This window comes from Streptomyces sp. WAC05374 (genome assembly GCF_004353505.1).
Classification (GTDB): domain Bacteria; phylum Actinomycetota; class Actinomycetes; order Streptomycetales; family Streptomycetaceae; genus Streptomyces.
On record NZ_SMNQ01000007.1, the window covers coordinates 210226 to 236657 of the forward strand.

A 26432-nucleotide genomic window follows, 5' to 3' on the forward strand; every position below is an offset into this window, starting at 1 on the left:
ACGATACCTTTTACTTCGTCGAGGGGCCGACCTGGACCGTGATCGTCTGGCCGTCCTTCGGCTGCTTGACGATGGCGATCTTGGTGTTGGTGTCAGTTACCTTGACGCCCGCACGCGGGTTCGACTCGTACCAGTAGACGCCCTTGCGGTCGTCGAAGACCGGGACGCCGCCCTGCGAGCCGACCTTGGCCTCGACACCGGCCTTGTGCAGCGTCAGGCCGTTGGTGCGGTAGAGGCTGAACGGCGAGTCGTAGGCCTGGATGCGGTTGCGCATCAGCGTGCCGTCGGCCCACTTCGTCGGCGTGGCGTGCGCGTCCACCGGCAGGATCAGGCCCTGGCCGGGGTGGACGGCGGTGTTGTTGTCCTTCTGGGAGGTGTCCCACTGCCAGACCAGCAGACCGGTCTGGTACGGGTAGTGCTCCACCCAGGAGTCCATCGGCGCCGCGAAGCCGAAGTTGTACGGGCCGACCTTCAGGGTCCTGTCGTACGAGACGTACTGGCGGTTCTCGGCGATGTAGTACTGGTCGTACTCGTTGGTGAAGGACTCGCCGATCCGGGAGAAGCCCTTCGCGGTCCAGCCGTTGTCGCCGTTCTCGGCGTTGTCCGAGAAGACCGCCGCGCCGTCGGCCGTCAGCGTGATGGCGTCGGCCGTGAAGCCCTTGCCGCCCGCGCCGCCGTCGGTCTGGTAGCGGAAGCGGAGGTCGAACTTCTTGCCGGCGTACGCGTCCAGCGGGTAGGCCAGCTTCTGGAAGCCGCCGGAGACGTCGGTGAGCGCCGGGGCGCCGCTGGCGTCGGCCGGGATGGCCTTGCCGTTGGCGGTGCCCGCCAGGGCCGTCCAGCTCTTGCCGCCGTCGGTCGACACCTCGGTGTAGAGGTAGTCGTAGTCCTTCTCGATGTCCCACCAGCCGTCGAGCGTGAGCTCGGCCTTGGTCTTGCCCGTGAGGTCGACGGACCGGGTGAGGGTGTTCTTGAGGTCGTCACCCATGTCGCTCCACCACTGGGTGGCGCCCTCGGCGGGCTTCACGACCGCGGTGGTGACCTTCTTCTTCGGCAGCTCGACGACCAGCGCCTGCGGGTTCTTGGTGTTGTACTCCGAGACGCCCAGGGTGTGCTTGGACTTCGTGGCGGCCTTGGCCTTCTCGTAGTTCAGCCAGCCGAGCTGGAGCTTGTCCCACGAGGTCATGTCGCCGGGCAGGTCGCCGATCGCGTCCTTGCCGGTGCCCAGCCAGGAGCCGGACGACATCAGCGACCAGAAGCCGGTCGAGTTCTCCGCGCCCGCCTTGCCGGAGGTGTCGTACAGGTCCGGCAGGCCCAGGTCGTGGCCGTACTCGTGGGCGAAGACGCCGAGGCCGCCGTTCTCGGGCTGCATCGTGTAGTCGCCGACCCAGATCCCGGTGTTGCCGATCTGCGTGCCGCCGGCCTTGTTCTGCGCCGGGCCGGTCTTGCCGGCGTCGGTGCCGTACGCGTACCAGCGGTGGGCCCACAGCGCGTCGCCGCCCTGGGCGCCGCCGCCCGCGGACTCGTCCTCGCCGGCGTGGACGATCTGGAAGTGGTCGATGTAACCGTCGGCCTCGTTGAAGTTGCCGTCGGCGTCGAAGTCGTAGCGGTCCCACTGGTCGTACTGGGCGAGCTGCGCCTTGATCTCGGCGTCCGTCTTGCCGGCCGCCTTCTGCTGCGCGGTCCACGCGGTCACACCGTCGCGGACGGCGTCCCACACGTTGGAGCAGTTGCTGTTGCCGCAGTAGTTCGAGCCGTAACGGGCCTCGTTGTACTCGACCTTGACCCAGTCGGAGACCGCGCCGTCGACCGAGTAGCGGCCCGACGAGGTCTTCTCGTAGTAGGTCTTCAGGGACTGCTTCTGCTGACCGGTCTTCTTGTCCTTGCCGGTGCCGAAGTACAGGTCCTGGAAGTGCTGCTGGTTGTAGTCCTTCTGCCAGGCCGTCGAATTGTCCTTCGTACGGTCCGGCTCGGCTATCGCGTTGTGCAGCGGGCCGGGCGTGCCGCCGAACTTCGGCTTCAGCTCGGTGGTGTCGTCGTCCGCGCGGTCGATGAGCGTGGTGTTGTCGACCTTGTCACCGAACTCGACCAGGATCGTAAAGATCTTGTCGGTCTTCTCACGGCCCAGCTCGACGTACTTCTTGTCGTCGAGCTTGACGACCTTGGAGGCACCCCTGCGCTCCACCTTCAGGTCGCCTGCCAGCACCTGCTCCAGGGCCGCCTCGCGCGCCTGGGCCTGCTGCTTGCTGAACGGGCCGTCGAGGTCGTGGTCGACCTTGGCGGCGTGGTCGTGTCCGGGAGCCCCGTGTCCCGCGTCGTGCGCGCCCGGTGCCGGGTCGTGCCGCTCGATGCCGTCGGTGGGGCGGTTGTCGGCCTGGGCCGTGGTGAGGGCCGAGGCCGTCGCGGCGGTGGCGGCCAGCGCCACGATCACCGCGGACGCTCTGAACGCCCGTCGTCTGCTGGTCACTTAGATCTTGTCCTCCCCGCGCCCGCGAACCGCGGATGGGGGGTCGATGTGATATCCGCGTGCGGTGTCGCGCCACAAGTGACGACATTCGACCGGAGAATGACGCGAAAAGACAGATCTTGACTTGGACAGGCCAAGTGCTCTATGTGAACAGCCGGCCCCGCATTGCGAACAGGCGAACCTGCCAGGTCACCCGCCCGACGGACCCACGTCCACGGTGATCCAGGAGCCGTTCGGCGGCTGGGCGGCGATCGCGATCCGGGTGTTGGTGTCGGTGGTGCGCACACCGCCGAACTCGTTCTCGGCGTACCAGTAGACGCCCTCACGGTCGTCGAAGACCGGATTGCCCGCATGAGGTGCGATGTGGTGCGGTGTGCCCCGCTTGTGGAGGGTGAAGCCGGGGGCGGGACGGCGGCTGAAGGCCGCGTCGTACGGGGTGATCTTGTTGGACATCAGGGAGCCGTCCGGCCAGGTCATCGGGCGCGGATGGGCGTCCACCGGCAGCAGCAGGCCCTGGCCGGGGTGGTCGGTGACGTTGTTGTCGCGCTGGGAGGTGTCCCACTGCCAGATCATCAGGCCCGGCCGGTAGGCGTAGTGCTCCACCCAGTTGTCCCGGGGCTCGGCGAAGCCGAAGTGGTACGGCCCCGTCTCCAGCGTCCTGTCGTACGACACGTACTGCCGGTTCTCCGCGATGTAGTACTGCGGGTAGACACCGGTGACCGATTCCCCCACGCGCGCGAAGCCCCGCGCCGCCCAGCCGCCGGCGCCCTTGCCCCCCGCGCCCTCCGCGTCGTCCCGGAACAGCGTCACACCGTCCGCCGTCACACCGATGTTGTCCGCGGCGAACCCCTTGCCGGCCACACCGCCGTCCGTCTTGTAGCGGAACCGGACGCCGATCCGCCGCCCCGCGTACGCGTCCAGCCGGTAGACCAGCTTCCGGTACGTCCCCGACGTCCCCGTCAGGGCCGGCTTGTCGCCGCCGTCCCGGGTGATCACCTCGCCGTCGGCCGTGCCGTCGATCGCCTTCCAGGTCTCCCCGCCGTCCGTGGAGACCTGGACGTACAGGTGGTCGTAGTCCTTCTCGATGTCCCACCAGCCGTCGAGCGTGAGCGCGGCCCGGGACCTGCCGGTGAGGTCGACCGTCCGGGTCAGCGTGTGGGACAGGTTGTCGCCGTGGTCGCTCCACCACTGCCCCGCCCCAGCCGCCGGCTTCACGACCGGTGTGGTGACGGTCTTCTCGGGCAGCTCCACGACCAGCGCCTGCGGCCGGTCCGTGTTGTACGCGGAGACGCCCAGCGTGTGCGTGGACGCGGTGGCCGCCCTGGCCCGCTCGTAGTTGAGCCACCCGAGCTGGAGCTTGTCCCACGCGGTCATGTCCCCCGGCAGGTCGCCGATCCCCTCCTTGCCGGTGCCCAGCCACGACCCGGACGACATCAGCGACCAGAACCCGACCGAGTTCTCCGCACCCGCCACGTTGTTGGTGTCGTACAGGTCCGGCAGCCCCAGGTCGTGGGCGTACTCGTGGGCGAAGACGCCCAGCCCGCCGTTCTCCGGCTGCATCGTGTAGTCACCCACCCAGATCCCGGTGTTCCCGATGGGCACGCCGCCCGCCCGGAACCCCGCCGGACCGGTGTCGCCGTCGTCCCTGCTGTACGCGTACCCCCGGTGCGCCCACAGCGCGTCCGGGCCCTGCGCCCCGCCGCCCGCCGAACCGTCCTCCCCCGCGTGGACGATCTGGAAGTGGTCGATGTACCCGTCGGGCTCGTTGAAGTTGCCGTCGTTGTCGTGGTCGGTCCGGTCCCACTCGTCGAAGCGCGCCACCCGCTGCGCGATCTGGGCGTCCGTCCGCCCCCGCGCCCGCTCGGCCGCCACCCAGGCGGCCACCCCGTCGGAGACCAGGTCCTCCACGTTGGGGCAGTTGTTGCCGCCGCAGTAGTTCGAGCCGTAGCGGGCCTCGTTGTGCTCGACCCTCACCCAGTCCGACACCTCCCCCTCCACCGAATAACGGCCGGAAGAGGTCTTCTCGTAGTACGTCTTCAGCGACTCCACCCCGTCGCCCTCGCCGAAGTACAGCCGCTGGTAGTGCTCCCGGTCGTAGTCGGAGCGCCAGACCGTGGAGTTGTCCTTCGCCCGGTCCGGCCGGGGAATCCGGTTGTGCGGGGGGCCCGGCGTACCGCCGTACTTGACGACGGGCGGCTTGGGGCCGCCGGGGCCGTCCGGGTCGTACATCGTGGTGTTGTCGACCTTGTCCCCGAACTCGACCAGGATCGTGAAGATCTTGTCCGTGCGTTCCCGGCCCAGCTCGACGTACTTGCGGTCGGCGAGCTTGACCACCGAGGAGCCGCCGCGCCGCTCCACCTTCGCCCGGCCGCTGAGCACCTGCTCCAGCGCCGCCTGGCGCTGCTGCCGCTGCCGGGCACTGAAGGGGCCGTCGATGACGTGCCCGTCGTGTTTGCCCTCGGCGGTTCCGTGCGCGGTGTCGTCGTGCACGGGAGCGGTGGTGGCGGGTACGGCGGTGACGGGTGCGACGGCCGTGACCGCCGCCATCAGGGCCGGCATGACGGCCGCCCTCAACGCGTATCCGAAGTACGACACTTGTTACGGTCCTCCCCTGCCTATCGCGTCAACCGGCGCCGTCTTCCGGCCATATGGCATAGGCGGTGATTCTGTGCGCCCCCCATGCACCGGTACCGTGGGTTAGGTCACGCTTACTGCCGGTTCCTCTCGGGCATCCACCGTCGTAGAGTCATAAATCAGTGCGACCGAGTTGCGTGACCCCCATCCGGTGCTCCACTGCTTCGAGGACGGAACCCGCCATGCCGCGTCCGACCGCCGCACAGCTCGCCTACGGTTCGGCCACCGTCGTCTTCGCGACCGTCGCCATGCTGCTGATGTCCCGCACCACCACCGGACTGGGTGTCGCGCTGATCGGGGTGGCGGCGCTCGCGCTCGGCCTGCTGGTCGCGACGACCCTCCCGGTGCCGGCCGCACGGCGCACCGGGCACGGGGACGCCGGGGCGGCCGCCCCGCACGGTCACCGGCCCCGGGAGCACTCACTGCGGCGCTGACACGACGACGGTCCGGGCGGCCTTGTCGTGCAGGCCCTGCTTGTACGGCTTGTCGACCAGGATGAGGATCAGCAGCAGCAGCGGCCACAGGCAGGGGCAGCAGACCAACTGGGGCAGCCACAGCACCGCCGCCCGGGTCAGCGCGGCGTTGGTGTTCGGCACACTGCCGTCGTTGAGCATCGCCACCCGCATGCCCATCAGCCGCTTGCCGATCGTCTGGCCATGGCGCTTGGCCGTCATGAGGGTGTCATAGGCGATGTACGCGACGATCGCGATGAGCTGGAAGACCCACTGCCCGCCGTCGTTGGTGTTCTGCCACACCTCCGCCAGTTCGTCCTGGTCGGACACCCGGCTGTAGATGTCGAACGGGATGCCGATGAGCGCGAGCGGTACGGCGATGATGAGCCAGTCGATGAGCCGGGCCAGGACCCGCTTGCCGGAATCGGCCAGCGGCGGCATGCCCGCGAGCGGATCGCCCCCGCCGTACCCGTAGGGCCCTCCCCCGTACGGACCGCCACCGCCGTAGGGGCCGCCACCCGGGCCGCCACCCGGGCCGCCACCGGGACCGCCGCCGGGGCCGCCGCCGGGGCCGCCGTCGTAGGGTCCGCCACCGGCGTAGGGGCCCTGTCCCCCGTACGGACCGCCGCCGCCCGGGGGTGGAGGCGGCGGCTCGGGAGGCGGCTGGGCGCCCTCGCCCGGCGGCTTCTTGCGGAACGGGTCGTCCTCGGGTGGCTCGTTGCTCATGGGGGCAGTGCATCCCGCACGGCCGGGCCCCGCAACGGATCACCGGCCGTTCGGGCTACCCGGCCGGGTTCCCCGGGCTCACCCGCCCGCGGGGCTCACTCGCCCGCCACGAAGGTGTGGGCGGCCTTGTCGTGCCAGCACTGGCGCCACGGGCGGTCGAACAGGGCCCACAGGACGTTCACGACGCCGACCACCAGGATGCCCAGCACCCCGTAGACCAGCCAGCGGCGCAGCGCCGCACCGAACGGCGGGGGCTCGTGCGACTCGATGTCCCGCACCTCCAGGCCCATCAGCCTCTTTCCGAGCGTACGGCCCCACTTCGCGGTCGGCAGCGCCTCGTACAGCACGCCCAGCACCAGCAGCGCGGCGAGCGTGATGCCGAAGTACGTGGAGGTGGTGCCGTCCAGGAGCCAGACGGTGACCGTCTCGCCGGACTGCTTGGCCTGCTGGATCTTGCCGTCGATGTGGTCGAGCGCCTTTGAGACGAACGGCACGGCGACCGCGCCGACGGCCGCCCCGAGGACCAGGGTGTCGATCAGCCGGGCCACCAGCCGCTTGCCGAGGGCGGCCGGACGGGCGGCGGCCTGGGCCTGGGCGGCCGCCAGGAACGGGTCGTTGACCGGCGGCTTCCACGGCAGGACGGGCTGCTGCGGCTGCTGGGACTGCTGCTCCGGCTGGGCGAGCTGGTGCACCTGCTGCGCCCAGGACGCGGCGCCACCACCCGGGCCGTGCGTGACGGGCGTGGCGGCCGGCGCGGGGGACGCGGCGGGGGCGGCGGACGCGGCCGGCGCGGCGGGGGCCGGTGCGGGCGCGGGTGCCGGTGCGGGGTGCGGGGCGGGGGCCGTGGGCCCGGCCTGGGCGGCCGACGGGGGCTGCGGTTGCGGCTGGGCGGCCGGCTGGGGCTGCGACGGGGAGGGGACCCGGGGGGTGCGCGGGGCGGCGTCCGGGGTGAGGGCCCGGATGGTCATCGTGCCGTCGGCGGGCTTCCCCGGCTCCGGCTTCGCCTGCGGCGCGACCGCGCGGATGGTCACCGTGCCCTCGCGGGGCGGCGCCGTCGCGGGCTCCGGCTCCACCTTCCGTACGCCGGGCAGCGCGCCGCCCGTCGGGTCGGCGGCTCCGCCGGCCGGGAGGCGCGGGTCCTGGCCGCTCTCGGCGCCCCACGAGACGCGGCGGTCCCGGTCGCCGCCGAACCCGGTCTGGCGCGAGGCGTCCGCCTGCCACACGGACGCGGGCTCCGGCTCAGGCCGGTGCTCGGCGGCCGCCTCCTCCTCGTCGAAGAAGACCGGCCCGGTCTCCTCCACGGACGGCGTCGGCTGCGCGGGTGCCGGTGCGGACACCGGAGCCGCCGGGGCCGTCGGCATCGCCTCACCGTCCTTGGGCGCGGGGCGGCTCGTCCCCGGCACCCAGGCGGCGCCGTTCCAGAACCGGATATATCCCGGGATGGACGGATCGGGGTAGTAGCCAGGCGTGGGGCTGCCGTCGCCGGTTGCCGGGGTTGGGGCGCTCATCACCGTGGTCCCGTATCTCCTCGAGGCCTCAATTCAAGGCACCACATCTACCAGACCGCCGAGCGCCCCCGGACCGGTCCGTCCACAACGACCACGCTCCGGTCGCATCTGTGTTACGGAGAGCGAGAGAAATCCATCGCCGGAAGTCGCGTAATGGCGGCCGGGGATCGGCCTCTCATCCGTACGGCCCGCTCCTGGGCCGCACCGGAAGAGAAGGGAACCGTCCCATGCAGCACACCGTCGTCGAACGCGAACTGGAGCTCACCCTGGTGCTGTCGCCCGAGCGCAGCATCCCCGTCCCGGCCCTGCTGGCCTACCGCACGGACGACCCGTACGCCGTGCACATCACCTTCCACATCGGCTCCGACCACCCGGTGCACTGGACCTTCGCCCGCGAGCTGCTGGTGGAGGGGGTGTTCCGGCCGTGCGGCCACGGCGACGTGCGGATCTGGCCCACCACGCTGGACGGGCACGCCGTCGTGCTGATGGCGCTGTCCTCCCCGGACGGCGACGCGCTGCTGGAGGTCCCGGCCGCGCAGGTGTCCGCGTGGCTGGAGCGGACGCTGCGGGTGGTGCCGCCCGGCTCGGAGCCGCGGCAGCTCGGCCTGGACGACGGGCTGGCCGAGCTGCTCGCGTGAGGGCCCCGTCAGTCGGTCACGTAGGTGTGCGTGATGAATTCGATCGAGTGGCCGTCGGGGTCGTCGATGTACACGCCGCGGCCACCGTAGTGGTGGTTGATCCGCTGCGGCTCCTGGTGGTGCGGGTCCGCCCAGTACGGCAGTTCGCGCTCCCGGATACGCCCGAAGATGTCGTCGAACTCCTCCTCGGAGACGAGGAAGGCGAGGTGCTGCGGGACGATCCGGGGCGCGTCGTCGTCCAGGTAGTCCAGGGTGACGCCGCCCTCCAGCGGGACGCTCGCGAACGGGCCGAAGGGCTTCGGCTCCGGCGCGTCGATCAGCTCGGTGAGGAAACGGGCGGCGGCGAACCGGTCACGGCTGCGGACGATGGTGTGGTCGAGACGAGCGGGCACGGCTCCTCCTTCTCTCCTTCATCGGTCCCCTTCACGCTAGGCGGGCGGCCGTGCCCCGACCATCGGACATGTGGCCTAGGGCGGAAGGCTCAGAAGAGCTTGCCGGGGTTGAGGATGCCGAGGGGGTCGAAGGTCTGCTTGATGCCGCGTTGCAACTCCATGCCCACCGGGCCCAGTTCGCGCGCCAGCCACTCCTTCTTCAGTACGCCGACGCCGTGTTCGCCCGTGATGGTGCCGCCGAGCTCCAGGCCGAGGGCCATGATCTCGTCGAACGACTCGCGGGCGCGGCCTGATTCGCCGGGGTCGGTGTGGTCGAAGCAGACGACGGGGTGGGTGTTGCCGTCGCCGGCGTGCGCGCAGACGCCGATGGTCAGGTCGTACTTCGCGGCGATGGCGGCCGTGCCGTCGATCATCGCGGCGAGGCGGGAGCGCGGGACGCACACGTCGTCGATCATCGTCGCCGACTTCACGGCCTCCAGGGCGGTCAGCGCCATCCGGCGGGCCTTCAGCAGCAGCTCGGACTCGGCCGCGTCCTCCGCCGGGACCACCTGGGTCGCGCCCGCCGCCGTGCACAGCGCGGCCACGGCGGCCAGGTCGGCGGCGGGGTCCGGGGTGTCGAACGCGGCGAGCAGCAGGGCCTCGGTGGACTCGGGCAGGCCCATCCGTCCCAGCCTGTTGACGGCCCGTACGGTCGTCCGGTCCATCAGCTCCAGCAGCGAGGGCGTGTGGCCGCGTTCCATGACCGCGCACACCGCGTCGCACGCGGCGGCCGCCGAGGGGAACTCGGCCGCCAGCACGAGCTGTTGGGGCGGCCTCGGGCGCAGCGCCAGCACGGCCCGTACGACGATGCCGAGGGTGCCCTCGGAGCCGACGAACAGCCGGGTCAGGTCGTACCCGGCCACGCCCTTGGCGGTGCGGCGGCCGGTGGACAGCAGCCGGCCGTCGGCGAGGACGACGTCCAGGCCGAGGACGTACTCCGCCGTCACGCCGTACTTGACGCAGCACAGGCCGCCGGATGCGGTGCCGATGTTGCCGCCGATGGTGCAGGACTCCCAGCTCGAGGGGTCGGGCGGGTAGTACAGGCCGTGCTCGCCGACCGCGCGGGACAGGACGGCGTTGACGACGCCGGGCTCCACCACCGCGATCCGGTCCACCGGGCTGATCTCCAGGATGCGGTCCATCCTCGTCAGGGACAGCACCACGCAGCCGTCGGACGCGTTCGCCGCGCCGGACAGGCCCGTGCGGGCGCCCTGGGGGACGACGGGCACGCGCAGCTCGGTCGCGGTGCGCATGACGTGCTGGACCTGCTCGACCGTGCTCGGCAGGACGACCACGGCGGGCGCGCCGGCGTCGCAGAAGCTCGCCATGTCATGGGCGTAGGAGGCGGTGACGTCCGGATCGGTCAGGACCGCTTCCGCCGGGAGGCCGGCCCGGAGCCGGGTCAGTAGGTCGTCCATGATCCCAGACTGGCACCCGGGGCCATCGGTGTGAACCCGTCGAGGGGGCCGGTTCGGGTGCGCCGGGGGCCGGTCGTACTGGCGCACAGTGGGCGCCATGAAGACGGAACGGGTCCCTCAGATCGTCCTGGGCCTGGGAGCGGGCGCGGTGCTGGCCGGTGCTGCCGCCCTGTTCGTCCCGGGCGGCCTCGGTGACGGGGGCGGGACGGCGCCCGCGCCGGGTGCCGTGGCGCGTGCCGTGTCGGCCGCGCACGCCGGTGCGCAGGCGTCGCTGCCGGAGCTGGCCGCGCTGATCGGCGACCGTGAGGCGTGGCTGCGCGCCCACCCCGGCGACGACGCCTCCTGGGCGCTGCTGGGCACCGCGTACGTGGAGCGGGGCGCCCGGAGCGGGGACACCGCCGCGTACGTCCGGGCGGAGAAGGCGCTGGAGCGGTCCCTGGCGGTGCTGCCGGCCCGGAAGGGCAACGCCGACGCCCAGCTCGGGATGGGCGCGCTGGCCAACGCGCGCGGTGACTTCCGGGCGGCCCGCACCTTCGGCGAGGCGGTGCGCGCCCGGGACCCCCGGCGCTGGCAGGCGCACGCCGTGCTGGTCGACGCCTACAGCGGGCTCGGCGACTACGTGTCGGCCGGGCGGGCGATGGAGCGGCTGCGGGCGCTGCGGGCCGGGGCGCCGGCGCTGTCCCGGGCGTCGCTGGTGTACCGCTACCGGGGCTGGCGCGAGGACGCCTCGGCGCTCGCGCACGACGCGGTGGCGCTGGCCGCCACGCCGGCGGAGAAGGCGGCGTGCCTGGCGCGCCTCGGCGACCTGGCGTGGGAGCGCGGTGAGCCGGCCGAGGCCCTGGCCGCCTACGGGCCCGCGCTGCGCCTGGTGCCCGGCCACGCCCCCTCGCTCGCCGGGCGGGCGCGGGCGCTGGCCGCGCTGGGCCGGACGGACGAGGCGCTGCGCGACTACGGGGCCGCCCTGGAGGCGCTGCCGCTGCCCGAGTACGCGCTGGAGGCGGGCGAGTTGTACGAGTCGCTCGGCCTGGACGGGGACGCGCACACCCAGTACGAGATGCTGCGGGCGCGGGCCACCGAGGCGGGGACGCACGGGGTGAACGGGGCGCTGGTGCTGGCCCGTTACGAGGCGGACCACGGCGACCCGGACCGCGCGGTGCGGCGGCTGCGCGCGGAGTGGGCCCGGGGGCACCGCTCGGTGCACGTCGCGGACGCGCTGGGCTGGGCGCTGTACCGGGCGGGGCGGGCCGAGGACGCGCTGCCGTACGCCCGGCGGGCCACGGAGACGGGCCTGCGCAGCGCGCTGTTCGCGTACCACCGGGGGCAGATCGAGCGGGAGCTGGGGCAGTGGGGCCCGGCGCGCCGGCACCTCGCCGAGGCGCTGCGCGTCAACCCGGCCTTCTCGCCGCTGCTGGCGCCGAAGGCCCGGCGGGCGCTGGCGGCGCTGGGCGAGCCGCCGGAGGGCGGGCCCAGGGACGTGTACGGCGGTGGGGCGCCGCGCTCGGGTTCCTCGCGCACCTGGTCGCCGCCGCCGCGCGACGAGCGCCGGTCGCCGTCGCCGGGCCGCCCGTCGCGTACGGCGTCGCCGGGTGCGTCACCGTCCGGGACGGCGCCGGCGGCCGTGCCGTCGTCGGCCTCTCCGTCACCGTCACCGTCACCGTCGCCGTCGCCGTCCGCCGGGCGCTGAGCGTACTGGTCCCCCGCGGGGCGTCCGGCCCCTGTCCGGCTCGGGCGCCCCGCGGGGTTCGCCGGCCCCTGTCCGGCGCTCGGCCGCCCGGCCCCCCGTACCGGGCGGCCGGGCGCCACGTTCTCGTGCGGTGCGCGGGCGGGCGCACGGCGGCCGGGCGCGGCGGTGGACCGCGCCCGGCCGGGTGGTGGGTTACAGGTTGCCGCGCTTGGCCTGCTCGCGCTCGATGGCCTCGAAGAGCGCCTTGAAGTTGCCCTTGCCGAAGCCCATGGAGCCGTGGCGCTCGATGAGCTCGAAGAAGACGGTCGGGCGGTCCTGGACCGGCTTGGTGAAGATCTGGAGCAGGTAGCCGTCCTCGTCGCGGTCGGCGAGGATCTTCAGCTCGCGCAGCTCGTCGATCGGCACCCGGGTGTCGCCGACCCACTCGCCGAGCGTGTCGTAGTACGAGTCCGGGACGTCCAGGAACTGCACGCCGCCGGCCCGCATGGTGCGCACGGTGGCGACGATGTCGTTGGTGGCGAGGGCGATGTGCTGGACGCCGGGGCCGTTGTAGAACTCGAGGTACTCGTCGATCTGCGACTTCTTCTTCGCGATCGCGGGCTCGTTGATCGGGAACTTCACCTTCTTGGTGCCGTCCGCGACGACCTTGGACATGAGCGCGGAGTACTCGGTGGCGATGTCGTCGCCGACGAACTCCTTCATGTTGGTGAAGCCCATGACCTTGTTGTAGAAGGTCACCCACTCGTTCATCTTCCCGAGCTCGACGTTGCCCACGCAGTGGTCGATGGCCTGGAAGGTGCGCTTGGCGGGCGGCTCGACGATCGGCTTGGCGGTGACGTAGCCGGGCAGGTACGGGCCGTCGTAGCCGGAGCGGTCGACGAGGGTGTGGCGGGTCTTGCCGTACGTGGCGATGGCGGCGAGGACGACCGTGCCGTGCTCGTCCTTGACCTCGTAGGGCTCGGTGATGCCGGTGGCGCCGTGCTCGACGGCGTACGCGTACGCCTTGCGGGCGTCGGGGACCTCGATGGCGAGGTCGACGACGCCGTCGCCGTGCTCGGCGACGTGCTCGGCGAGGAAGCGGCCCCAGTCGGTGGACGGCTTGATGACGGAGGTGAGCACGAAGCGCGCGGCGCCGTTCGTCAGGACGTAACTGGCGGTCTCGCGGCTGCCGTTCTCCGGTCCGGAGTAGGCGACCAGCTTCATGCCGAAGGCCGTGGAGTAGTAGTGCGCGGCCTGCTTGGCGTTGCCGACGGCGAAGACGACCGCGTCCATTCCCTTCACCGGGAAGGGGTCGGCCTGCCGGGCGGTGTCGGGGGTGTGATCGATGGTCTCAGTCATGGCCGCAGGCTCTCTCCGAATGGCAAGGTGCGCAATAGTTGGCGCGGGGGCTGGTCAGATTGACCAGTGGACGGGCACTCTGGCCGGGCGTTCTGTACAGGGTGACCATTGGAGGGCCGCCATGGCGATCGATCATCTGGACGGCAGGCTCATCGCGCTGCTCGCGCGGGAGCCGCGCATAGGCGTCCTGGAGGCGTCGCGGCGGCTGGGCGTGGCGCGCGGCACGGTGCAGGCGCGGCTGGACCGGCTTCAGTCGAACGGGGTCATCAGGGGGTTCGGGCCGGAGGTCGATCCGGCGGCCCTGGGGTATCCGGTGACGGCCTTCGCCACGCTGGAGATCAAGCAGGGGCAGGGCTCCGACGTGCGGGAGCACCTGGCGGGGGTGCCGGAGGTGCTGGAGCTGCACACCACGACCGGCCACGGGGACATGCTGTGCCGGCTGGTGGCCAGGTCGAACGCGGATCTCCAGCGGGTGATCGACCGGGTCGTCGGTTTCGAGGGCATCGTGCGGGCCTCCACGGCGATCGTCATGGAGAACCCCGTACCGCTGCGGATCATCCCGCTGGTGGAGCAGGCCGCGTCGGAGGAGTGAGACGGGGAGCGCGCGCTTCCGGACCAGATGCAAAGGACCAGTTGCAAAGAAGTGCTTGCAACGTGTCCTTTGCACTCCTAGGGTGAAGCCATGCCCGGACCCGAGAAGAAGGACACCGGCGCGATGCCGGTGCGGCAGCTCGACCCCCGCTCCCTGCGCGGCCTCGCCCACCCGCTGCGCATCCGGCTGCTCGCCGCCCTGCGCCACCACGGCCCCGCCACCGCCTCCCAACTGGCCGACCGTCTCGGCGAGTCCAGCGGCGCGACCAGCTACCACCTGCGCCAGCTCGCCTCGCACGGCTTCGTCGAGGACGCCCCCGAGCGGGGCAAGGGCCGCGAGCGCTGGTGGCGGGCGGTGCACCGGGGCACCACCTGGGACGCGTCCCTCTTCGACGAGGAGGACCCCGAGACGCGCGGCGCGGTCAACGTGTTCATGCACGAGATCGCCACCATCCACGGCCAGGAGCTGTCCACCTGGATCGGAACGATGCGGGACTGGCCCGCCGAGTGGGTGAAGAACGCGGACCTGAGCGACTTCACCCTGCGCCTCGGTCCCCGGCAGGTGCGCGAGCTGGGCGAGCGGCTCCACGCGCTGATCAACAGCTACAGCGACGCCGAACCGGACGAGGACGCCGCCAAGGTACGTCTCCACCTGCACGCCTTTCCGCAGCGCGACGAGTGAAGGGACCGACCCGCCCATGCAATCCGACATACACCTGCGGCTGCACGAGCTGCGTGCCGCCGAGCTGAGGGCCGCCGCCCCCGGGCGGCCCGCCCCGCGCCGGCCCCTGCGCACCCAACTGGGCTGGACCCTCGTCGAACTGGGTCTGCGGCTGGTGGCCGCTCCCCCGCCGCGCACCGCCCGCCTCGCATGAGGGCGCCGGGCCCGCTCGGCACCGTGCTGGCCGCCAACGCCGTCTCCGTCAGCGGTAACGCACTGACCCTCATCGGCGTCCCGTGGTTCGCGCTCCAGACGACGGGAAGCCCCGGCAAGGCCGGGCTCGTCGCCTTCTGCGCCACCCTCCCCGTCGTCGTCTCGGCGCTCGCCGGCGGGCCGGTCATCGACCGGATCGGCCGCCGCCGCGTGAGCATCGGCTCGGACCTGGTGTGCGCCCTGGCACTCGCGGCGATCCCGCTCCTGCACCACGCGGGACGACTGGAGTTCTGGATGCTGTGCGTCCTGATGGGCGTCACCGGGCTGTTCCACGCGCCCGGGGAGACGGCCCGGCACGTCCTCGTCCCCGACCTCGCCGAGCGGGCGGGGACGACGCTCACCCGGGCGGCGAGCCTGTTCGACGCGGTGTCGCGCGGGGCCCGGATGACCGGCGCCGCGCTGGCGGGCGTCCTGATCGCGCTGATCGGCGCGGAAACGGTCCTGTTGCTGGACGCGGCGACCTTCGGCCTCTCCGCACTGCTGGTCTTCGGCGGCGTACGGGGGGTGAAGGCGGCCGAGCCGCGGCGCGGCGCCCCCGTCTCGATGGCGCGGTACCGGGCGGAGCTGCGCGAGGGGTACTCCTTCGTGCTGGGCTCGCGGCTGCTGCTGGGGATCACGCTGATGGTGATGTTCACCAACGGCCTGAACCAGGGCTGGAGCGCGGTGCTCCTGCCGGTGCACGCGCAGCGGAACCTGGGCGGGGCGACCGCGATCGGCCTGGTCACGGCGGTGTTCGGCGGATGCGCGCTGCTCGGGGCGCTGCTGTACGCGGCGGTGGGGCACCGCTGGCGGCGGCGGACGGTGTTCACCACCGCGTTCCTGGTCGGCGGGGCGCCACCGTACGTGGTCGCCGCGCTGACGGACGGCGTGCTGCCACTGGTCGCCATGGCGGCGGTGGCCGGGCTCGGCGTGGGGACGCTCAACCCCATCCTGACGACCGTGATGTACGAGCGGGTGCCGGACGCCCTGCGCAGCCGGGTGGCCGGGGTGACCACGGCCGGGGTGCTGATGACCACGCCGCTGGGCGGGGTCGGCGCTGGTCACCTGGTGGAGCGCGTGGGTCTCGTACCGACGCTGCTGGCCATCGGCGGCGTGTACTTCGTGGCGACGCTGACCCCGGCGCTCTTCCCCTCCTGGCGGGACATGGACGCCCCGCCGGAGGTCAGCAGCCCGGGACGTCCTTCCCCTGCTGCAGGGCGCGCAGCGACGACACCGCGTCCTTGAGCGTGCTGACCGGGACGAGCCGCAGGCCCTCGGGCTTCTCCGCCCGGGCGTCCGCGCACTCGTCCTTGGGTACGAGGAAGACACTCGCGCCGTCCCGGTGGGCGGCCTGCGTCTTCAGGGACACCCCGCCCACGGCACCGACCGTGCCGTCGGGGGCGACCGTGCCCGTACCGGCGATGGTGCGGCCGCCGGTGAGGTCACCGCCGGCGCCGTCGCCCTCGATCTTGTCGATGATCCCGAGCGCGAAGAACAGCCCGGCGCTGGGCCCGCCGACGTCGGCCAGCTCCAGGTCCACCTTCACCTGCCGCGGGCTCTTGCCCAGGTAGCCGAGGGCCGCCTGGACCGCGCTGTTCTGCGACGCGCGCATCTGGCCGAGGTTGCGCTTCTCGATCTCCTCGTCGGACTTGCCGGCCGGGTAGACGGAGTCGCGCGGCAGGACGGCCCGGTCGCCGCGGAACCAACTGTCGACCACGTCACCGAGGTCCACGTCGGCGCGGGGCCCGGTGGCCACGATGGTCGTCATGCGCAGTTCGCCCTTGGTCGGGCGGACGGGCACACCGGTGATCGTGATGACCTGACGGCCCTTGTGCTCCCCGAGCACGTCGCTGGTGCTCCCCGGCTGCGCCAGGGTGAACGGCAGCGGTGCGACCCCGGCGACGACGAGCAGCGCGACGACGGGAAGGGCGCACAGGGCGAGCGCACGGGGGCGCGTGAGACGGGAGAGCACGGTGCCAATCTATCGGCCACCCGCGCCGCGCCGCGCTCCCGGGCGGGCCGCGGCGCCCCGGCCCGCCCGCCGGGGGTGGCCGCCCCGGCGGGAACCCCCGGCGCGGGGAACCCCGGCCGGGGCCCCCGGGCCGTCAGCGCAGGGCGTCGGCGACCTCGCGGGCGGCGTCGACCACGCGGGGGCCGACCCGTTCCGGTACGGCGTCCGCCAGCATGACCACGCCGACGCTGCCCTCGATGCCGGTCACCCCGAGCAGCGGGGCCGCGGCGCCGCTCGCGCCCGCCTCCAGCTCGCCGTGCGTCAGCGTGTAGCCGGGCTCGTTGAGGGCGCCCTGCCGGGCGGCGAGTATCGCGCGGCCGGCCGCGCCCCGGTCCAGCGGATGGCGGAAACCGGCCCGGTAGGCCACGTGGTAGTCCGTCCAGGTGGGTTCGACCACCGCCACGGCCAGGGCCTCCGCCCCGTCGACGAGCGTCAGGTGGGCGGTGGCCCCGATGTCCTCGGCCAGGGCCCGCAGCGCCGGCAGCGCCGCCTCGCGCACCAGGGGGTGCACCTGGCGGCTCAGGCGCAGCACGCCGAGGCCGACGCGGGCGCGCCCGCCGAGGTCACGGCGGACCAGGGCGTGCTGTTCGAGCGTGGCGAGCAGACGGTAGACGACGGTGCGGTTGACGCCGAGTTTGTTGGACAACTCGGTGACGGTCAGCCCGTGGTCGGTGTCGGCGAGCAGCTTGAGGACACGCAGTCCTCGGTCGAGCGTCTGGGAGGTCTCCGCGGTCACGACGCCCTCTCCTTCGGAGTGAGTGACGGCGGACACTCTCAATGGCGGACGCGCCACCGGTCCCATCGGCGACGCACGGAGAGGCCGCCGGCAGGCCATGGCACACCGGCTGCGCTCCGCGGCGGCGCTGCCACGGGGCGTTTGCATTGCGATTGCCGGGACAGTAGCGAGCCGCTCCGCTCAGCGGAAGCCCTCGTCCAGAATCCGGTCGCAAGCGAGTGCCGTACGGAAATTTCGCCCCGGTATGCGCCGATCGCACCGGCGGCCGGCCGGGGCCGGCCGCGCGACGCTCAACGCATGCGTGTAGCCCACTCCTGGACCTTCTTGATCCGCTCGCGGATCTGCCCGGCCGTCGCCTCCGCGCTCGGCGGCCCGCCGCACACCCGGCGCAGCTCCGTGTGGATCACGCCGTGCGGCTTGCCGCTCTGGTGGACGTACGCGCCGACCATCGTGTTGAGCTGCTTGCGCAGCTCCAGCAGCTCCTTGTGCGAAACGACGGGGCGCCGCTCGGCGGGCAGCTCCAGCAGGTCGGCCTCCTCGGCCGGCTTCTGCCGGCTGTGCGCGATCTGCCGCGCCTGCCGCTTGCGCAGCAGCAACTGCACCTGGTCGGGCTCCAGCAGTCCGGGGATGCCGAGGTAGTCCTGCTCCTCCGCGCTGCCCGGGTGGGCCTGCATGCCGAACTCGGCGCCGTCGTAGAGCACCCGGTCGAAGACCGCGTCGGACTCCAGCGCCTCGAAGGGCAGCATGTCCTGCTCGCCGGTGTCCTCGTCCTGCTGCTTGTTGGCCTCGTCCATCTCCTTCTCGGACTCGGCGTACGGGTCCTCGTCGGCCCCGTCCTTCTTGGGCTTGTCGAGGGCGTGGTCGCGCTCGACCTCCATCTCGTTGGCGAAGGTCAGCAGCGTCGGGATCGTGGGAAGGAACACGGACGCGGTCTCGCCGCGCCTGCGCGAACGTACGAAACGGCCGACGGCCTGGGCGAAGAACAGGGGCGTCGAGATCGTCGTCGCGTACACCCCGACCGCGAGGCGCGGGACGTCGACGCCCTCGGACACCATGCGGACGGCGACCATCCACCGGTCGTCGCCCTCGCTGAAGTCGTCGATCCGCTTGGACGCGCCGGCGTCGTCGGAGAGGACGACGGTCGCCTTCGTCCCGGTGATCTCGCGGATCAGCTTGGCGTAGGCGCGGGCCGAGTCCTGGTCGGAGGCGATCACCAGGCCGCCCGCGTCGGGGATGCCCTTCCTGACCTCGGTGAGCCGCTGGTCGGCGGCGCGCAGCACGTTGGGCATCCAGTCGCCGCGCGGGTCGAGCGCGGTGCGCCAGGCCTGCGAGACCGCGTCCTTGGTCATCGGCTCGCCGAGCCGGGCGGCGACCTCGTCACCGGCCTTGGTGCGCCAGCGCATGTTGCCGCTGTAGCTGAGGAAGATCACCGGCCGGACGACGCCGTCGCCGAGCGCGTTGCCGTATCCGTACGTGTAGTCGGCGGACGACCGCCGGATGCCGTCGTTGCCCTCCTCGTACGTGACGAAGGGGATCGGGTTGGTGTCCGACCGGAAGGGCGTACCGGTCAGCGCGAGCCGTCGCGTCGCGGGCTCGAACGCCTCCAGGCACGCCTCGCCCCACGACTTGGAGTCGCCGGCGTGGTGGATCTCGTCCAGGATGACCAGCGTCTTGCGCTGCTCACTGCGGTTGCGGTGGAGCATGGGCCGCACGCCGACACCGGCGTACGTCACCGCCACCCCGTGGTACTCCTTGCTCAGCGGCCCGGCGCTGTACTCCGGGTCCAGCTTGATGCCTATCCGCGCGGCGGCGGCCGCCCACTGCTTCTTCAGGTGCTCGGTCGGCGCCACGACGGTGACCTGCTGCACGACGTGGTGGTGCAGCAGCCAGGAGGCGAGCGTGAGCGCGAAGGTGGTCTTGCCGGCGCCGGGCGTCGCGACCGCGAGGAAGTCGCGGGGCTGTTCCTGGATGTACTTCTCCATCGCGGCCTGCTGCCAGGCACGCAGCTTGTTGGCGGTGCCCCAGGGGGCGCGGCCGGGGAAGGCGGGTGAGAGGTGATGGGAGGCGGTAGTAGTCACGGTCTCCGATTCGGTCTCTCGGCTGTTACGTACGACAACCGGGCCACCCTACCCGTGGCCCGGCACCGCCCCGGCCGGGACGGCGCCGTGACCTCGTGGAGTGCGACGCGGGTCACATCCCCCGCGCCGGGCGGTCACCGTGATCCGGTGCCGGCCCGCAGCCTGGTGGCCACCCACGCCCCCACCAGCGCCACGCCCGCCATCGGCAGGAACACCGCCGCGAAGGCGACCGGGTGGGAACCGCCCTGGGCGGTGTGCCCGGCGACCGAGCCACCGCCGAGGGCGGCGAAGGCCGCGCCGCCCGCCGTGAGGAGCACGGCGTTGGTGAGCCCGTCGGAGATCTGGAGCGCGGCCGAGTTCGTCCCCGCCTCCTCCGGCGCCGACAGCTTCAGCAGCAGCACGCTCGTCGAGGCGATCACCATGCCCATGCCGAGGCAGCCGAAGCCCCAGGCCACGCCCACGATCCAGACCGGTACGGAGGGGATCAGCACGCTCGGCGCGGTCGCGATGGCCGCCGCGACCAGCAGCATCCCGAGCACCATCAGCCGCTCGCGGTACGGCTCCGTGCGCGGCCGGGACTGGAGGTAGGAGCCCAGCGCCCACGTCGCGCCGCCCACCGCCAGCGACAGCCCGGCCAGCGTGGGGCTGACGCCCCGCTCGGTGACCAGCATCAGCGGCACGAACGACTCCGCCGAGATGAACGCCCCCGCCGCCACCCCGCGCAGCAGCACCACCGACGGCAGCCCGCGCGCCGCCCGGTAGGTGCCGCGCGGCAGCAGCCCGAGCGCGGCGGGCACCAGCAGCGCCGCGCCCGCCACCGCCGGGACCAGCGACAGCCAGCGCAGGTCCTGGCCCGCGTACTGCAACAGGCCCGCGCCCAGCGAGATCGCCAGCGCCAGCCGGATGCGCCGCCCGTCGAACGGCACCGCCGGCGCCCCGGGCCCGGCCGGCCCGGACGCCTTCCGCCGTATCGCCGGCAGGGCGAGCGCCAGCGGCAGGACGACGAGCACGGGGATGCCGATGAAGACCCACCGCCACCCCAGCCGCTCGGTGACCGTCCCGGCGGCCAGCGGCCCGACGACCGAGGGAATCACCCACCCCGCGGCGAACGCCGCCATGATCGCGGGCCGCAGCCGCTCCTCGTAGGCGCGGCTGACGACCACGTACAGGCCCACGATCACCATCCCGCCGCCCAGCCCCTGCACGGCCCGCCCGAGGATGAACAGCCACATCGCGCCCGCCGTCCCGGACATCAGCAGCCCCGCCCCGAAGGCGGTGATGCCCACGGTCACCGGCAGCAGCGGCCCCGCGCGGTCGGACCACTGGCCGGACAGCACCATGGCGAAGAGGCTGGTCGTGAAGTACGCGGAGAACGCGAACGCGTACAGCGGCACACCGTTCAACTCCCGTGCGGCGACCGGCATCGCGGTACCGACGGCGGTCGCCTCGAAGGCGATCAGCATCACGACGGAGACGATGCCGACGCTCAAGCCGCGGTGCTCCCGGCCGAGCACACCGCCGGGCTCGCTCCGCCCGGCGGTGGATGTGCCTCTACGGCTGCTGTCCAGTGCGGTCATGCACCCACCGTAAGGGGCGATCACGAAGTTGGCCCCTGTCCGGAGACGGGCCGCCCCTCGTCCTTCCGACGTACGTCCATGAACACCGTGTGGCAGTCGTGTTGCGGCCGTTCCGCCACCCTGCCCGGGCGTTCTACGGTCGTACCGGAGCAACCGCCCGACCGTGTACCCGAGAGGCTCAGGGAGTCGCCTGCAAAGCGACTGACGCGGGTTCGAATCCCGCCACGGTCTCTAGACGATCCGGGCCTCGCCCAGCCGGGCCAGGATCGTCTCCACCGTCTCGTCCACGGTGAGTTCCGAGGTGTCGAGCCAGAGCCCGATGCGCTCGGTCTCCTCCCGCATCGCCCGGTCCATCCCCTCGGGCGTCCACCCGCCCCCGTACGCCGCCGGTTCGGGCCCCGGCACCGCGTCCCGCACGACGGCGGTGAACCCCTCCGCCGCGTGAGCCGGCGCCCGGGCGACGGTCGACTTCCCGGCGGCCATGGCGCCGGTGACGAGGACGACGGCGGACACGGCCGCTAGGGTGCCGCCACCGCCGCCTGGGGGCGGATCGGCAGGCGGTTGACGGGGCGGCCCGTGGCGGAGCGGACGGCGGAGGCGACCGCGGCCGGGGAGGTGACCACGGGGACCGCGCTGGCGGCCTTGGCGCCGAAGGGGGCGACCACGTCGCGTTCCTCGACGAGCTTGACGATGCGGATGTCCGGGGCGTCCAGCGCCGTGGGGAGGGCGTAGCCCGTGAGGTCGGGGTGGCGGACCAGGCCGCGGGCGGTGCGGAGGTTCTCGGTGAGGGCCGCGCCGACACCCTGGGTGACGCCCGCCTCGATGCGGGTGGCGAGCTGGGCGGGGTTCAGGACGCGGCCCACGTCCTGGGCGACCGCCATCTCGACCACGCGGATCGAGCCGAGTTCGATGTCGACGTCCACGACCGCGCGGATGGCGCAGAAGGCGAGGCCCACGAAGGCGTCGCCCTGGCCGGCCTCGTCGAGGGGTTCGGTGGGGTGGGGGCGGCACTGGGCGGTGGCCCACAGCTCCTTGCCCTCCAGGGCCTCCATGACGGTGGTGGACAGCACCCCGTCGTAGGAGGTGATCTTCCCGTCGGTGATCTGGAGCAGCTCGGTGGACATGCCGAACTTGTGGGCCAGGGGCTGGAGGAGCTGGGTGCGCACCATCTTGGCCGCGCGCTCCACCGCACCGCCGGAGACCCAGGTGTGGCGGCCGTGGGTGGCCGGGCCGGCGGGGGGCTGGTCGGTGTCGACGGAGGCGACGTGCACCTCGTCGATGCCCAGGGTGTCCTGGACGATCTGGCGGGCGAGGGTGGAGAAGCCCTGGCCGGTCTCCACCGCCGCGCAGATGACGGTCGCCACGCCGTCGTGGACCTTGACCGTGGCCGTGGAGACCTCGTCGGTGCCCTCGGCCCCCAGCATGTGGACCATGCCGAGCGCGTAGCCGACGCCCCGGCGTACGGCGCCGGGCTCGCCCGCGCCCTCCGGGCCGCCGGGCAGCAGCCAGCCGTCCTCCGGGGAGTCGGCGGGCAGGGCGGGGAGCGGGAAGTCCCGGACGGCCTGGAGCAGTTCGGCCACCGGGGCCGGGCAGGTGACCGTCTGGCCGGTGGGCAGGATGTCGCCGGTGGCGAGGACGTTGCGCAGCCGCAGTTCGGCGGGGTCGAGGCCCAGGCGCGCGGCGAGTTTGTCCATCTGGGCCTCGTACGCGGCGCAGACCTGCATCGCGCCCTCCCCGCGCACATGGCCGGAGGGGGGGTTGTTGGTGCGTACGGCCCAGCCCTCCACGAAGGCGTGCGGGACGACGTAGGGGCCGCAGGCGAACGCGACGGCGGCGGCGAGGGACTCGGAGGACGACTCGGCGTAGGCGCCCGCGTCGAGGAGGATCTGCGCCTCCACCTTGACCAGGCGGCCCTCCGCGTCCGCGTGGTGGCGGTAGCGCAGCAGGGTGGGGTGGCGGTGGGGGTGCCCGAGGAAGGACTCCTCGCGGGTCGCGGCCAGTTTGACCGGGCAGCCGGTGCGCAGGGCCAGCAGGCCCAGCGGGATCTGGAAGCCGGGGTCCTCGCGGTCGCCGGTCGCGCCGGGGACGCCGGTGACGACGACCTTGACCTGCTCGGGCGGGAGGCCGAAGCAGGCGGCGGCCAGGTCGCGGTCGGTGTGCGGGTCGGTGGAGGCGGTGTAGATGTCGACGCCGCCGTCCGGGCGCGGGACCGCGAGCCCGGCCTCGGCGCCGATGGGCGCGGGGTCCTGGCGGCCGATGCGGTACAGGCCCTCGACGACGACCTCGCCCGTCGCCTCCGGGTCGCCGTAGCGCAGCGGGATGTGGCGGATCAGGTTGCCGTCGGGGTGGAGGGGCGGGGCGGCGAACGCCTTCTCGGGGTCGGTGACCGGGTCGAGGATCTCGTACTCGACGGCGATGGCGGCGGCCGCCAGGCGGGCCGTGTCCGGGTGGTCGGCCGCGACGGCGGCGATGGCCTCGCCGTGGTGGCGTACGAGGTCGGCGGCGAAGACGGGCCGGTCGGCGACCGTGCGGCCGTACGTCGCGTCGCCGGGCACGTCGGCGTGGGTGACCACGGCCCGTACGCCCGGCATGTCGGCGGCGGCCGTGGTGTCGATCGAGACCACGCGCGCGTGCGCGTGCGGGGAGCGCAGGACGGCCGCCCACAGCAGTCCCTCGGCCCACAGGTCGGAGGCGTACGGGAAGGTGCCCTCGGTCTTGGCGCGGGCGTCGGCGGACGGGAGGGACGCGCCGAGCCCGTGGGCCGGCAGCTCCTGCTGGGGCCCCTGGGGGCCGTCGACCGCCGGGATGGCGGTGGCCGCGTCGTTGCTCACGCCATGCCTCCGTCGTGCGGGTGGGGGATCTGGTGCGGGATGCGGGCCTGCGCGGCGCCCTCGTCGGTGGCCCCGGCCGCACCGGCGGCCTCCGCGGCGGCCTCCCGTTCGGCGACGACCTCCCGTACGGCGTCGAGGACGCCCCGGTAGCCGGTGCAGCGGCAGAGGTTGCCGCAGAGTGCCTGGCGGGTCTCCAGCTCGCTCGGGGCGTGGTTGCCCTCGAGGAGGTCGTGCACGGTCATCGCCATGCCGGGGATGCAGAAGCCGCACTGGACGGCCCCGCACTGGGCGAGGGCGCGCTGGACGTCGGAGGGTTCGCCGTCCGTGGCGAGCCCCTCGACCGTACGCACCTCGCTGCCGGCCGCGGTCGCCGCGGGCACCAGGCAGGAGGCGACGAGCCGCCCGTCGACCTGGACGTTGCAGGCGCCGCACTCGCCCTGCGAGCAGCCGTCCTTGGCGCCCGCGAGGCCGAGCCGCTCGCGCAGCACGTACAGCAGCGACTCGCCGATCCACGCCTCGGTGACGGGACGGTCGGTGCCGTTGACGCGCAGGACGTACGAGATGTGCGGGTGCTCGTCGCTGTCCGTGACGTGGGTGGGGGCCGCGGGGGCCTCCGGGCCCTGCTGGTGGGCCGGTTCGGGGCCGGGCTCCCCGGCCTCCGCGCCGGCCGGCTCACGGCCGGGGTCGTGGGCGGGGGCCTGCGGGGCCTCGGAGGCGTGGAGGGCCTCGGGGGCGGGGGGCTGGGGGGCCTCGTGGTGCGGCGCCCGGGCCGGATCGGGGGCGGGCTCGGAGGCCGGCCGCGGATACGGCTCCGCCTCCGCGGCGTCCCGCGCCGGCTCCGGCGTCGCCCAGGGCGCGGGCGCGCCGCCCGGCAGGGTCGCCGGCGGGTTGCCGCTCGTCCAGTGCGAGGCGAGCGCCGAGGTCGTGAACTCGCCCGATTCGTCCGGAAGATCCCCCTGGGCGACCGGGATCGTCCACTGACCGGTGAGCTGCGAGGGCGCCGGATCGGGCGCCGCCGCCCGGAAGTCCCACTGCGCCGTCGCGTTCGGGTCGTGCGCCGCCCACGCCTCCGGCGGCACGTAGCCGTGCCCGGGGGCCTCCAGGGGGGCGCCGGTGGTCGACATGTCCGGCGGCAACTGGACGAAGGCGGTCGCGTCACCGTCGTACTCGCCCTGCGGGGTCGGCTGCCAGCCGCCCCGGCCCCGCTCGGTGTCGTTCTCGTTCTCGCCGGTGCTCACGACAGCGCCCTCCCCAGTGCCCGTCGGGCCAGCGCGGCGACGGTGCGCCGCAGATGCAGTACGGCGGGCGGCAACTGCTCCTCGCCCGGCGGGTCCGGGATGCACGCGGCGGCGACGTACTCGCCGAACGCCGTGAGCGCCTCCGGAGCCAGCCCGCGGTCGCCGTCCCAGTCGATGAGCGACGCGATCCAGCGCTCGGCCTCCAGCGGCCGCAGCGGCATCGGGGCGATCGCCCCGACCGCGCAGCGCACGCCGCGCCGCGCCGGGTCCAGGACGACCGCGACGGACGCGGTGGCCCGCCCGGGGCCGGTCCGGCCGGTGGCCTTCAGGAACACCTGCGGGGCGTGCAGGAGGGGTACGCGGACGAAACCGATCAACTCGGCGGGGCCGAGCAGCTCCCGGCCGGCCAGCAGGTGCGTCACGGGCACCTCGCGCGTGCCGCCCGGGCCCGCGACGACCAGGTCCGCCTCCAGGGCGGCCAGCACGGGCAGGGAGTCGCCGGTGGGCGCGGCGGAGACGATGTTGCCGCCCAGGGTGCCCGCGTTGCGGATCTGGGGCGGTCCGGCGGCCCGGGCGGCCGCGGCGAGGGCGGGGATGAGCGCCGCGAAGTCCGGGCGGCCCATGCGCGCGTGGGTGAGGCCCGCGCCCAGGAGGGCGTGGCCGTCCTGGTACTGCCAGCCGCGGATCTCGTTGATGCGGCCGAGGCCGACGAGACCGGCGGGGCGCAACTGCCCCTTGTTGACGGCGGCCATCAGGTCCGTACCGCCCGCCACGGGCACGGCGGCGGGCATGGCGCTGAGCGCCGCCACGGCCTCCCCGAGCGTGGCCGGCAGCGTCACGGACTGCGCCGCCTGCGGTGCGTGCGTGGTCAACCCAGTGGCCCCTTCCCGGTGTCCCGGCTGTCCCGGCTGTCCCGCCTGTGTTGCCGTACCGTACGTGCTCACAGCCCCGACGTGGCAACTCTGGCACATCTTCCGGGCAGGTCGACGCGAGGGTCCGCGAAGGACGCATCCGCCCCGGACATCCCGTGACCTGCGAGATGGGCGGTTTGCCAGGGCATTGGCGGCACGCGCGGATTGCCACTTCTCGGCGACCTTGTACGACTTATTCTCGGCGGCCCACGGTCCCAGGTGCCGGGCGCGGAGGCGCGCGCCTTTCCGCCGG

General features: G+C 73.2%; 22 protein-coding genes and 1 tRNA gene. 8 read left to right on the forward strand and 15 right to left on the reverse strand.

The features are described 5' to 3' along the window. Nucleotides 1-10: 10 nt before the first annotated feature. Both E2B92_RS16780 and E2B92_RS16785 read right to left on the reverse strand, forming a co-directional pair. A complete protein-coding gene (locus tag E2B92_RS16780) occupies nucleotides 11-2464 on the reverse strand; it encodes an immune inhibitor A domain-containing protein (protein ID WP_126888735.1) in 2454 nt (817 codons plus the stop codon). Between the two features lie 189 nt (nucleotides 2465-2653). After that, complete coding sequence (locus E2B92_RS16785; protein WP_126888738.1) at nucleotides 2654-5023, reverse strand: immune inhibitor A domain-containing protein; 2370 nt, start codon at nucleotides 5021-5023, stop codon at nucleotides 2654-2656. Nucleotides 5024-5280: 257 nt separating this feature from the next. Here E2B92_RS16785 and E2B92_RS16790 point away from each other — a divergent pair, with 257 nt between their 5' ends. Beyond that, nucleotides 5281-5532: a hypothetical protein gene (locus tag E2B92_RS16790; protein WP_126888736.1), complete on the forward strand. Its 252-nt coding sequence runs from the start codon at nucleotides 5281-5283 to the stop codon at nucleotides 5530-5532. Here E2B92_RS16790 and E2B92_RS16795 read toward each other — a convergent pair. Both E2B92_RS16795 and E2B92_RS16800 read right to left on the reverse strand, forming a co-directional pair. Further along, the gene (locus E2B92_RS16795) at nucleotides 5518-6276 is read right to left on the reverse strand and encodes an RDD family protein (RefSeq protein WP_126888737.1); all 759 of its coding nucleotides are present in this window, start codon (nucleotides 6274-6276) and stop codon (nucleotides 5518-5520) included. The two genes, E2B92_RS16790 and E2B92_RS16795, sit on opposite strands and share 15 nt — an antisense overlap. 95 nt (nucleotides 6277-6371) lie before the next feature. Then, entirely contained in the window at nucleotides 6372-7784 is a 1413-nt protein-coding gene (locus E2B92_RS16800) for an RDD family protein (protein ID WP_133087581.1), read from the reverse strand. Nucleotides 7785-8011: 227 nt separating this feature from the next. On the opposite strand from E2B92_RS16800, the gene E2B92_RS16805 reads away from it, so the two are divergent. After that, nucleotides 8012-8422, forward strand: coding sequence for an SsgA family sporulation/cell division regulator (locus E2B92_RS16805; protein ID WP_126887661.1), 411 nt, complete (start codon nucleotides 8012-8014; stop codon nucleotides 8420-8422). An 8-nt stretch (nucleotides 8423-8430) separates the two neighbouring features. Here the strand turns inward: E2B92_RS16805 and E2B92_RS16810 are convergent, their stop codons facing one another. Both E2B92_RS16810 and E2B92_RS16815 read right to left on the reverse strand, forming a co-directional pair. Further along, nucleotides 8431-8814: a VOC family protein gene (locus E2B92_RS16810; RefSeq protein WP_126887660.1), complete on the reverse strand. Its 384-nt coding sequence runs from the start codon at nucleotides 8812-8814 to the stop codon at nucleotides 8431-8433. A gap of 89 nt (nucleotides 8815-8903) precedes the next feature. Beyond that, nucleotides 8904-10271, reverse strand: a complete 1368-nt coding sequence (locus E2B92_RS16815; protein WP_126887659.1) for an FAD-binding oxidoreductase — start codon at nucleotides 10269-10271, stop codon at nucleotides 8904-8906. A 97-nt stretch (nucleotides 10272-10368) separates the two neighbouring features. Here E2B92_RS16815 and E2B92_RS16820 point away from each other — a divergent pair, with 97 nt between their 5' ends. Further along, entirely contained in the window at nucleotides 10369-11955 is a 1587-nt protein-coding gene (locus E2B92_RS16820; protein ID WP_126887658.1) for a tetratricopeptide repeat protein, read from the forward strand. Between the two features lie 192 nt (nucleotides 11956-12147). Here E2B92_RS16820 and hppD read toward each other — a convergent pair whose 3' ends face one another. After that, nucleotides 12148-13293 (reverse strand): 4-hydroxyphenylpyruvate dioxygenase, encoded by a 1146-nt coding sequence (gene hppD, locus E2B92_RS16825; protein ID WP_126887657.1) that lies wholly within the window; start codon nucleotides 13291-13293, stop codon nucleotides 12148-12150. Between the two features lie 121 nt (nucleotides 13294-13414). On the opposite strand from hppD, the gene E2B92_RS16830 reads away from it, so the two are divergent. The 4 genes from E2B92_RS16830 (at nucleotide 13415) to E2B92_RS16840 (ending at nucleotide 16042) form a co-directional block, all read left to right on the forward strand. Continuing rightward, nucleotides 13415-13885: an Lrp/AsnC family transcriptional regulator gene (locus E2B92_RS16830; protein ID WP_126887656.1), complete on the forward strand. Its 471-nt coding sequence runs from the start codon at nucleotides 13415-13417 to the stop codon at nucleotides 13883-13885. 90 nt (nucleotides 13886-13975) lie between these two features. Continuing rightward, nucleotides 13976-14566 (forward strand): ArsR/SmtB family transcription factor, encoded by a 591-nt coding sequence (locus E2B92_RS16835; RefSeq protein WP_126887655.1) that lies wholly within the window; start codon nucleotides 13976-13978, stop codon nucleotides 14564-14566. A 16-nt stretch (nucleotides 14567-14582) separates the two neighbouring features. Further along, nucleotides 14583-14759, forward strand: coding sequence for a hypothetical protein (locus E2B92_RS32990; protein ID WP_185923678.1), 177 nt, complete (start codon nucleotides 14583-14585; stop codon nucleotides 14757-14759). Then, nucleotides 14756-16042, forward strand: a complete 1287-nt coding sequence (locus E2B92_RS16840; protein ID WP_126887654.1) for an MFS transporter — start codon at nucleotides 14756-14758, stop codon at nucleotides 16040-16042. The genes E2B92_RS32990 and E2B92_RS16840 overlap by 4 nt, the downstream gene beginning before the upstream one ends. On the opposite strand, the gene E2B92_RS16845 is transcribed toward E2B92_RS16840, so the two are convergent. The 4 genes from E2B92_RS16845 to E2B92_RS16860 all read right to left on the reverse strand — a co-directional run bounded on the left by E2B92_RS16845 (nucleotide 15981) and on the right by E2B92_RS16860 (nucleotide 21199). After that, nucleotides 15981-16769 carry a S16 family serine protease gene (locus E2B92_RS16845; RefSeq protein WP_126887653.1) on the reverse strand — a complete coding sequence of 263 codons (789 nt, stop codon included), beginning with the start codon at nucleotides 16767-16769 and terminating at the stop codon, nucleotides 15981-15983. The genes E2B92_RS16840 and E2B92_RS16845 overlap by 62 nt on opposite strands. A 133-nt stretch (nucleotides 16770-16902) precedes the next feature. Further along, nucleotides 16903-17544 carry an IclR family transcriptional regulator gene (locus E2B92_RS16850; protein ID WP_126887652.1) on the reverse strand — a complete coding sequence of 214 codons (642 nt, stop codon included), beginning with the start codon at nucleotides 17542-17544 and terminating at the stop codon, nucleotides 16903-16905. Between the two features lie 290 nt (nucleotides 17545-17834). Next, a complete protein-coding gene (locus tag E2B92_RS16855; RefSeq protein WP_126887651.1) occupies nucleotides 17835-19622 on the reverse strand; it encodes a DEAD/DEAH box helicase in 1788 nt (595 codons plus the stop codon). A 134-nt stretch (nucleotides 19623-19756) separates the two neighbouring features. Next, nucleotides 19757-21199: an MFS transporter gene (locus tag E2B92_RS16860; protein WP_126887650.1), complete on the reverse strand. Its 1443-nt coding sequence runs from the start codon at nucleotides 21197-21199 to the stop codon at nucleotides 19757-19759. Nucleotides 21200-21358: 159 nt separating this feature from the next. Here E2B92_RS16860 and E2B92_RS16865 point away from each other — a divergent pair. Next, nucleotides 21359-21430 (forward strand) — tRNA-Cys (locus E2B92_RS16865). Here E2B92_RS16865 and E2B92_RS16870 read toward each other — a convergent pair. Genes E2B92_RS16870 through E2B92_RS16885 form a run of 4 tightly spaced genes read right to left on the reverse strand, consistent with a single transcriptional unit; the run spans nucleotide 21431 to nucleotide 26140 of the window. Next, nucleotides 21431-21712 (reverse strand): hypothetical protein, encoded by a 282-nt coding sequence (locus E2B92_RS16870; RefSeq protein ID WP_126887649.1) that lies wholly within the window; start codon nucleotides 21710-21712, stop codon nucleotides 21431-21433. It abuts the tRNA gene before it with no gap. 5 nt (nucleotides 21713-21717) lie between these two features. Further along, on the reverse strand, nucleotides 21718-24030 hold the full coding sequence (locus tag E2B92_RS16875) for a xanthine dehydrogenase family protein molybdopterin-binding subunit (RefSeq protein WP_126887648.1): 2313 nt from the start codon (nucleotides 24028-24030) through the stop codon (nucleotides 21718-21720). Beyond that, the gene (locus tag E2B92_RS16880; protein ID WP_133087582.1) at nucleotides 24027-25268 is read right to left on the reverse strand and encodes a (2Fe-2S)-binding protein; all 1242 of its coding nucleotides are present in this window, start codon (nucleotides 25266-25268) and stop codon (nucleotides 24027-24029) included. The genes E2B92_RS16875 and E2B92_RS16880 overlap by 4 nt, the downstream gene beginning before the upstream one ends. Next, nucleotides 25265-26140, reverse strand: a complete 876-nt coding sequence (locus tag E2B92_RS16885) for an FAD binding domain-containing protein (RefSeq protein WP_133087583.1) — start codon at nucleotides 26138-26140, stop codon at nucleotides 25265-25267. Before E2B92_RS16885 ends, E2B92_RS16880 begins: the two co-directional genes overlap by 4 nt. Nucleotides 26141-26432 lie beyond the last annotated feature (292 nt).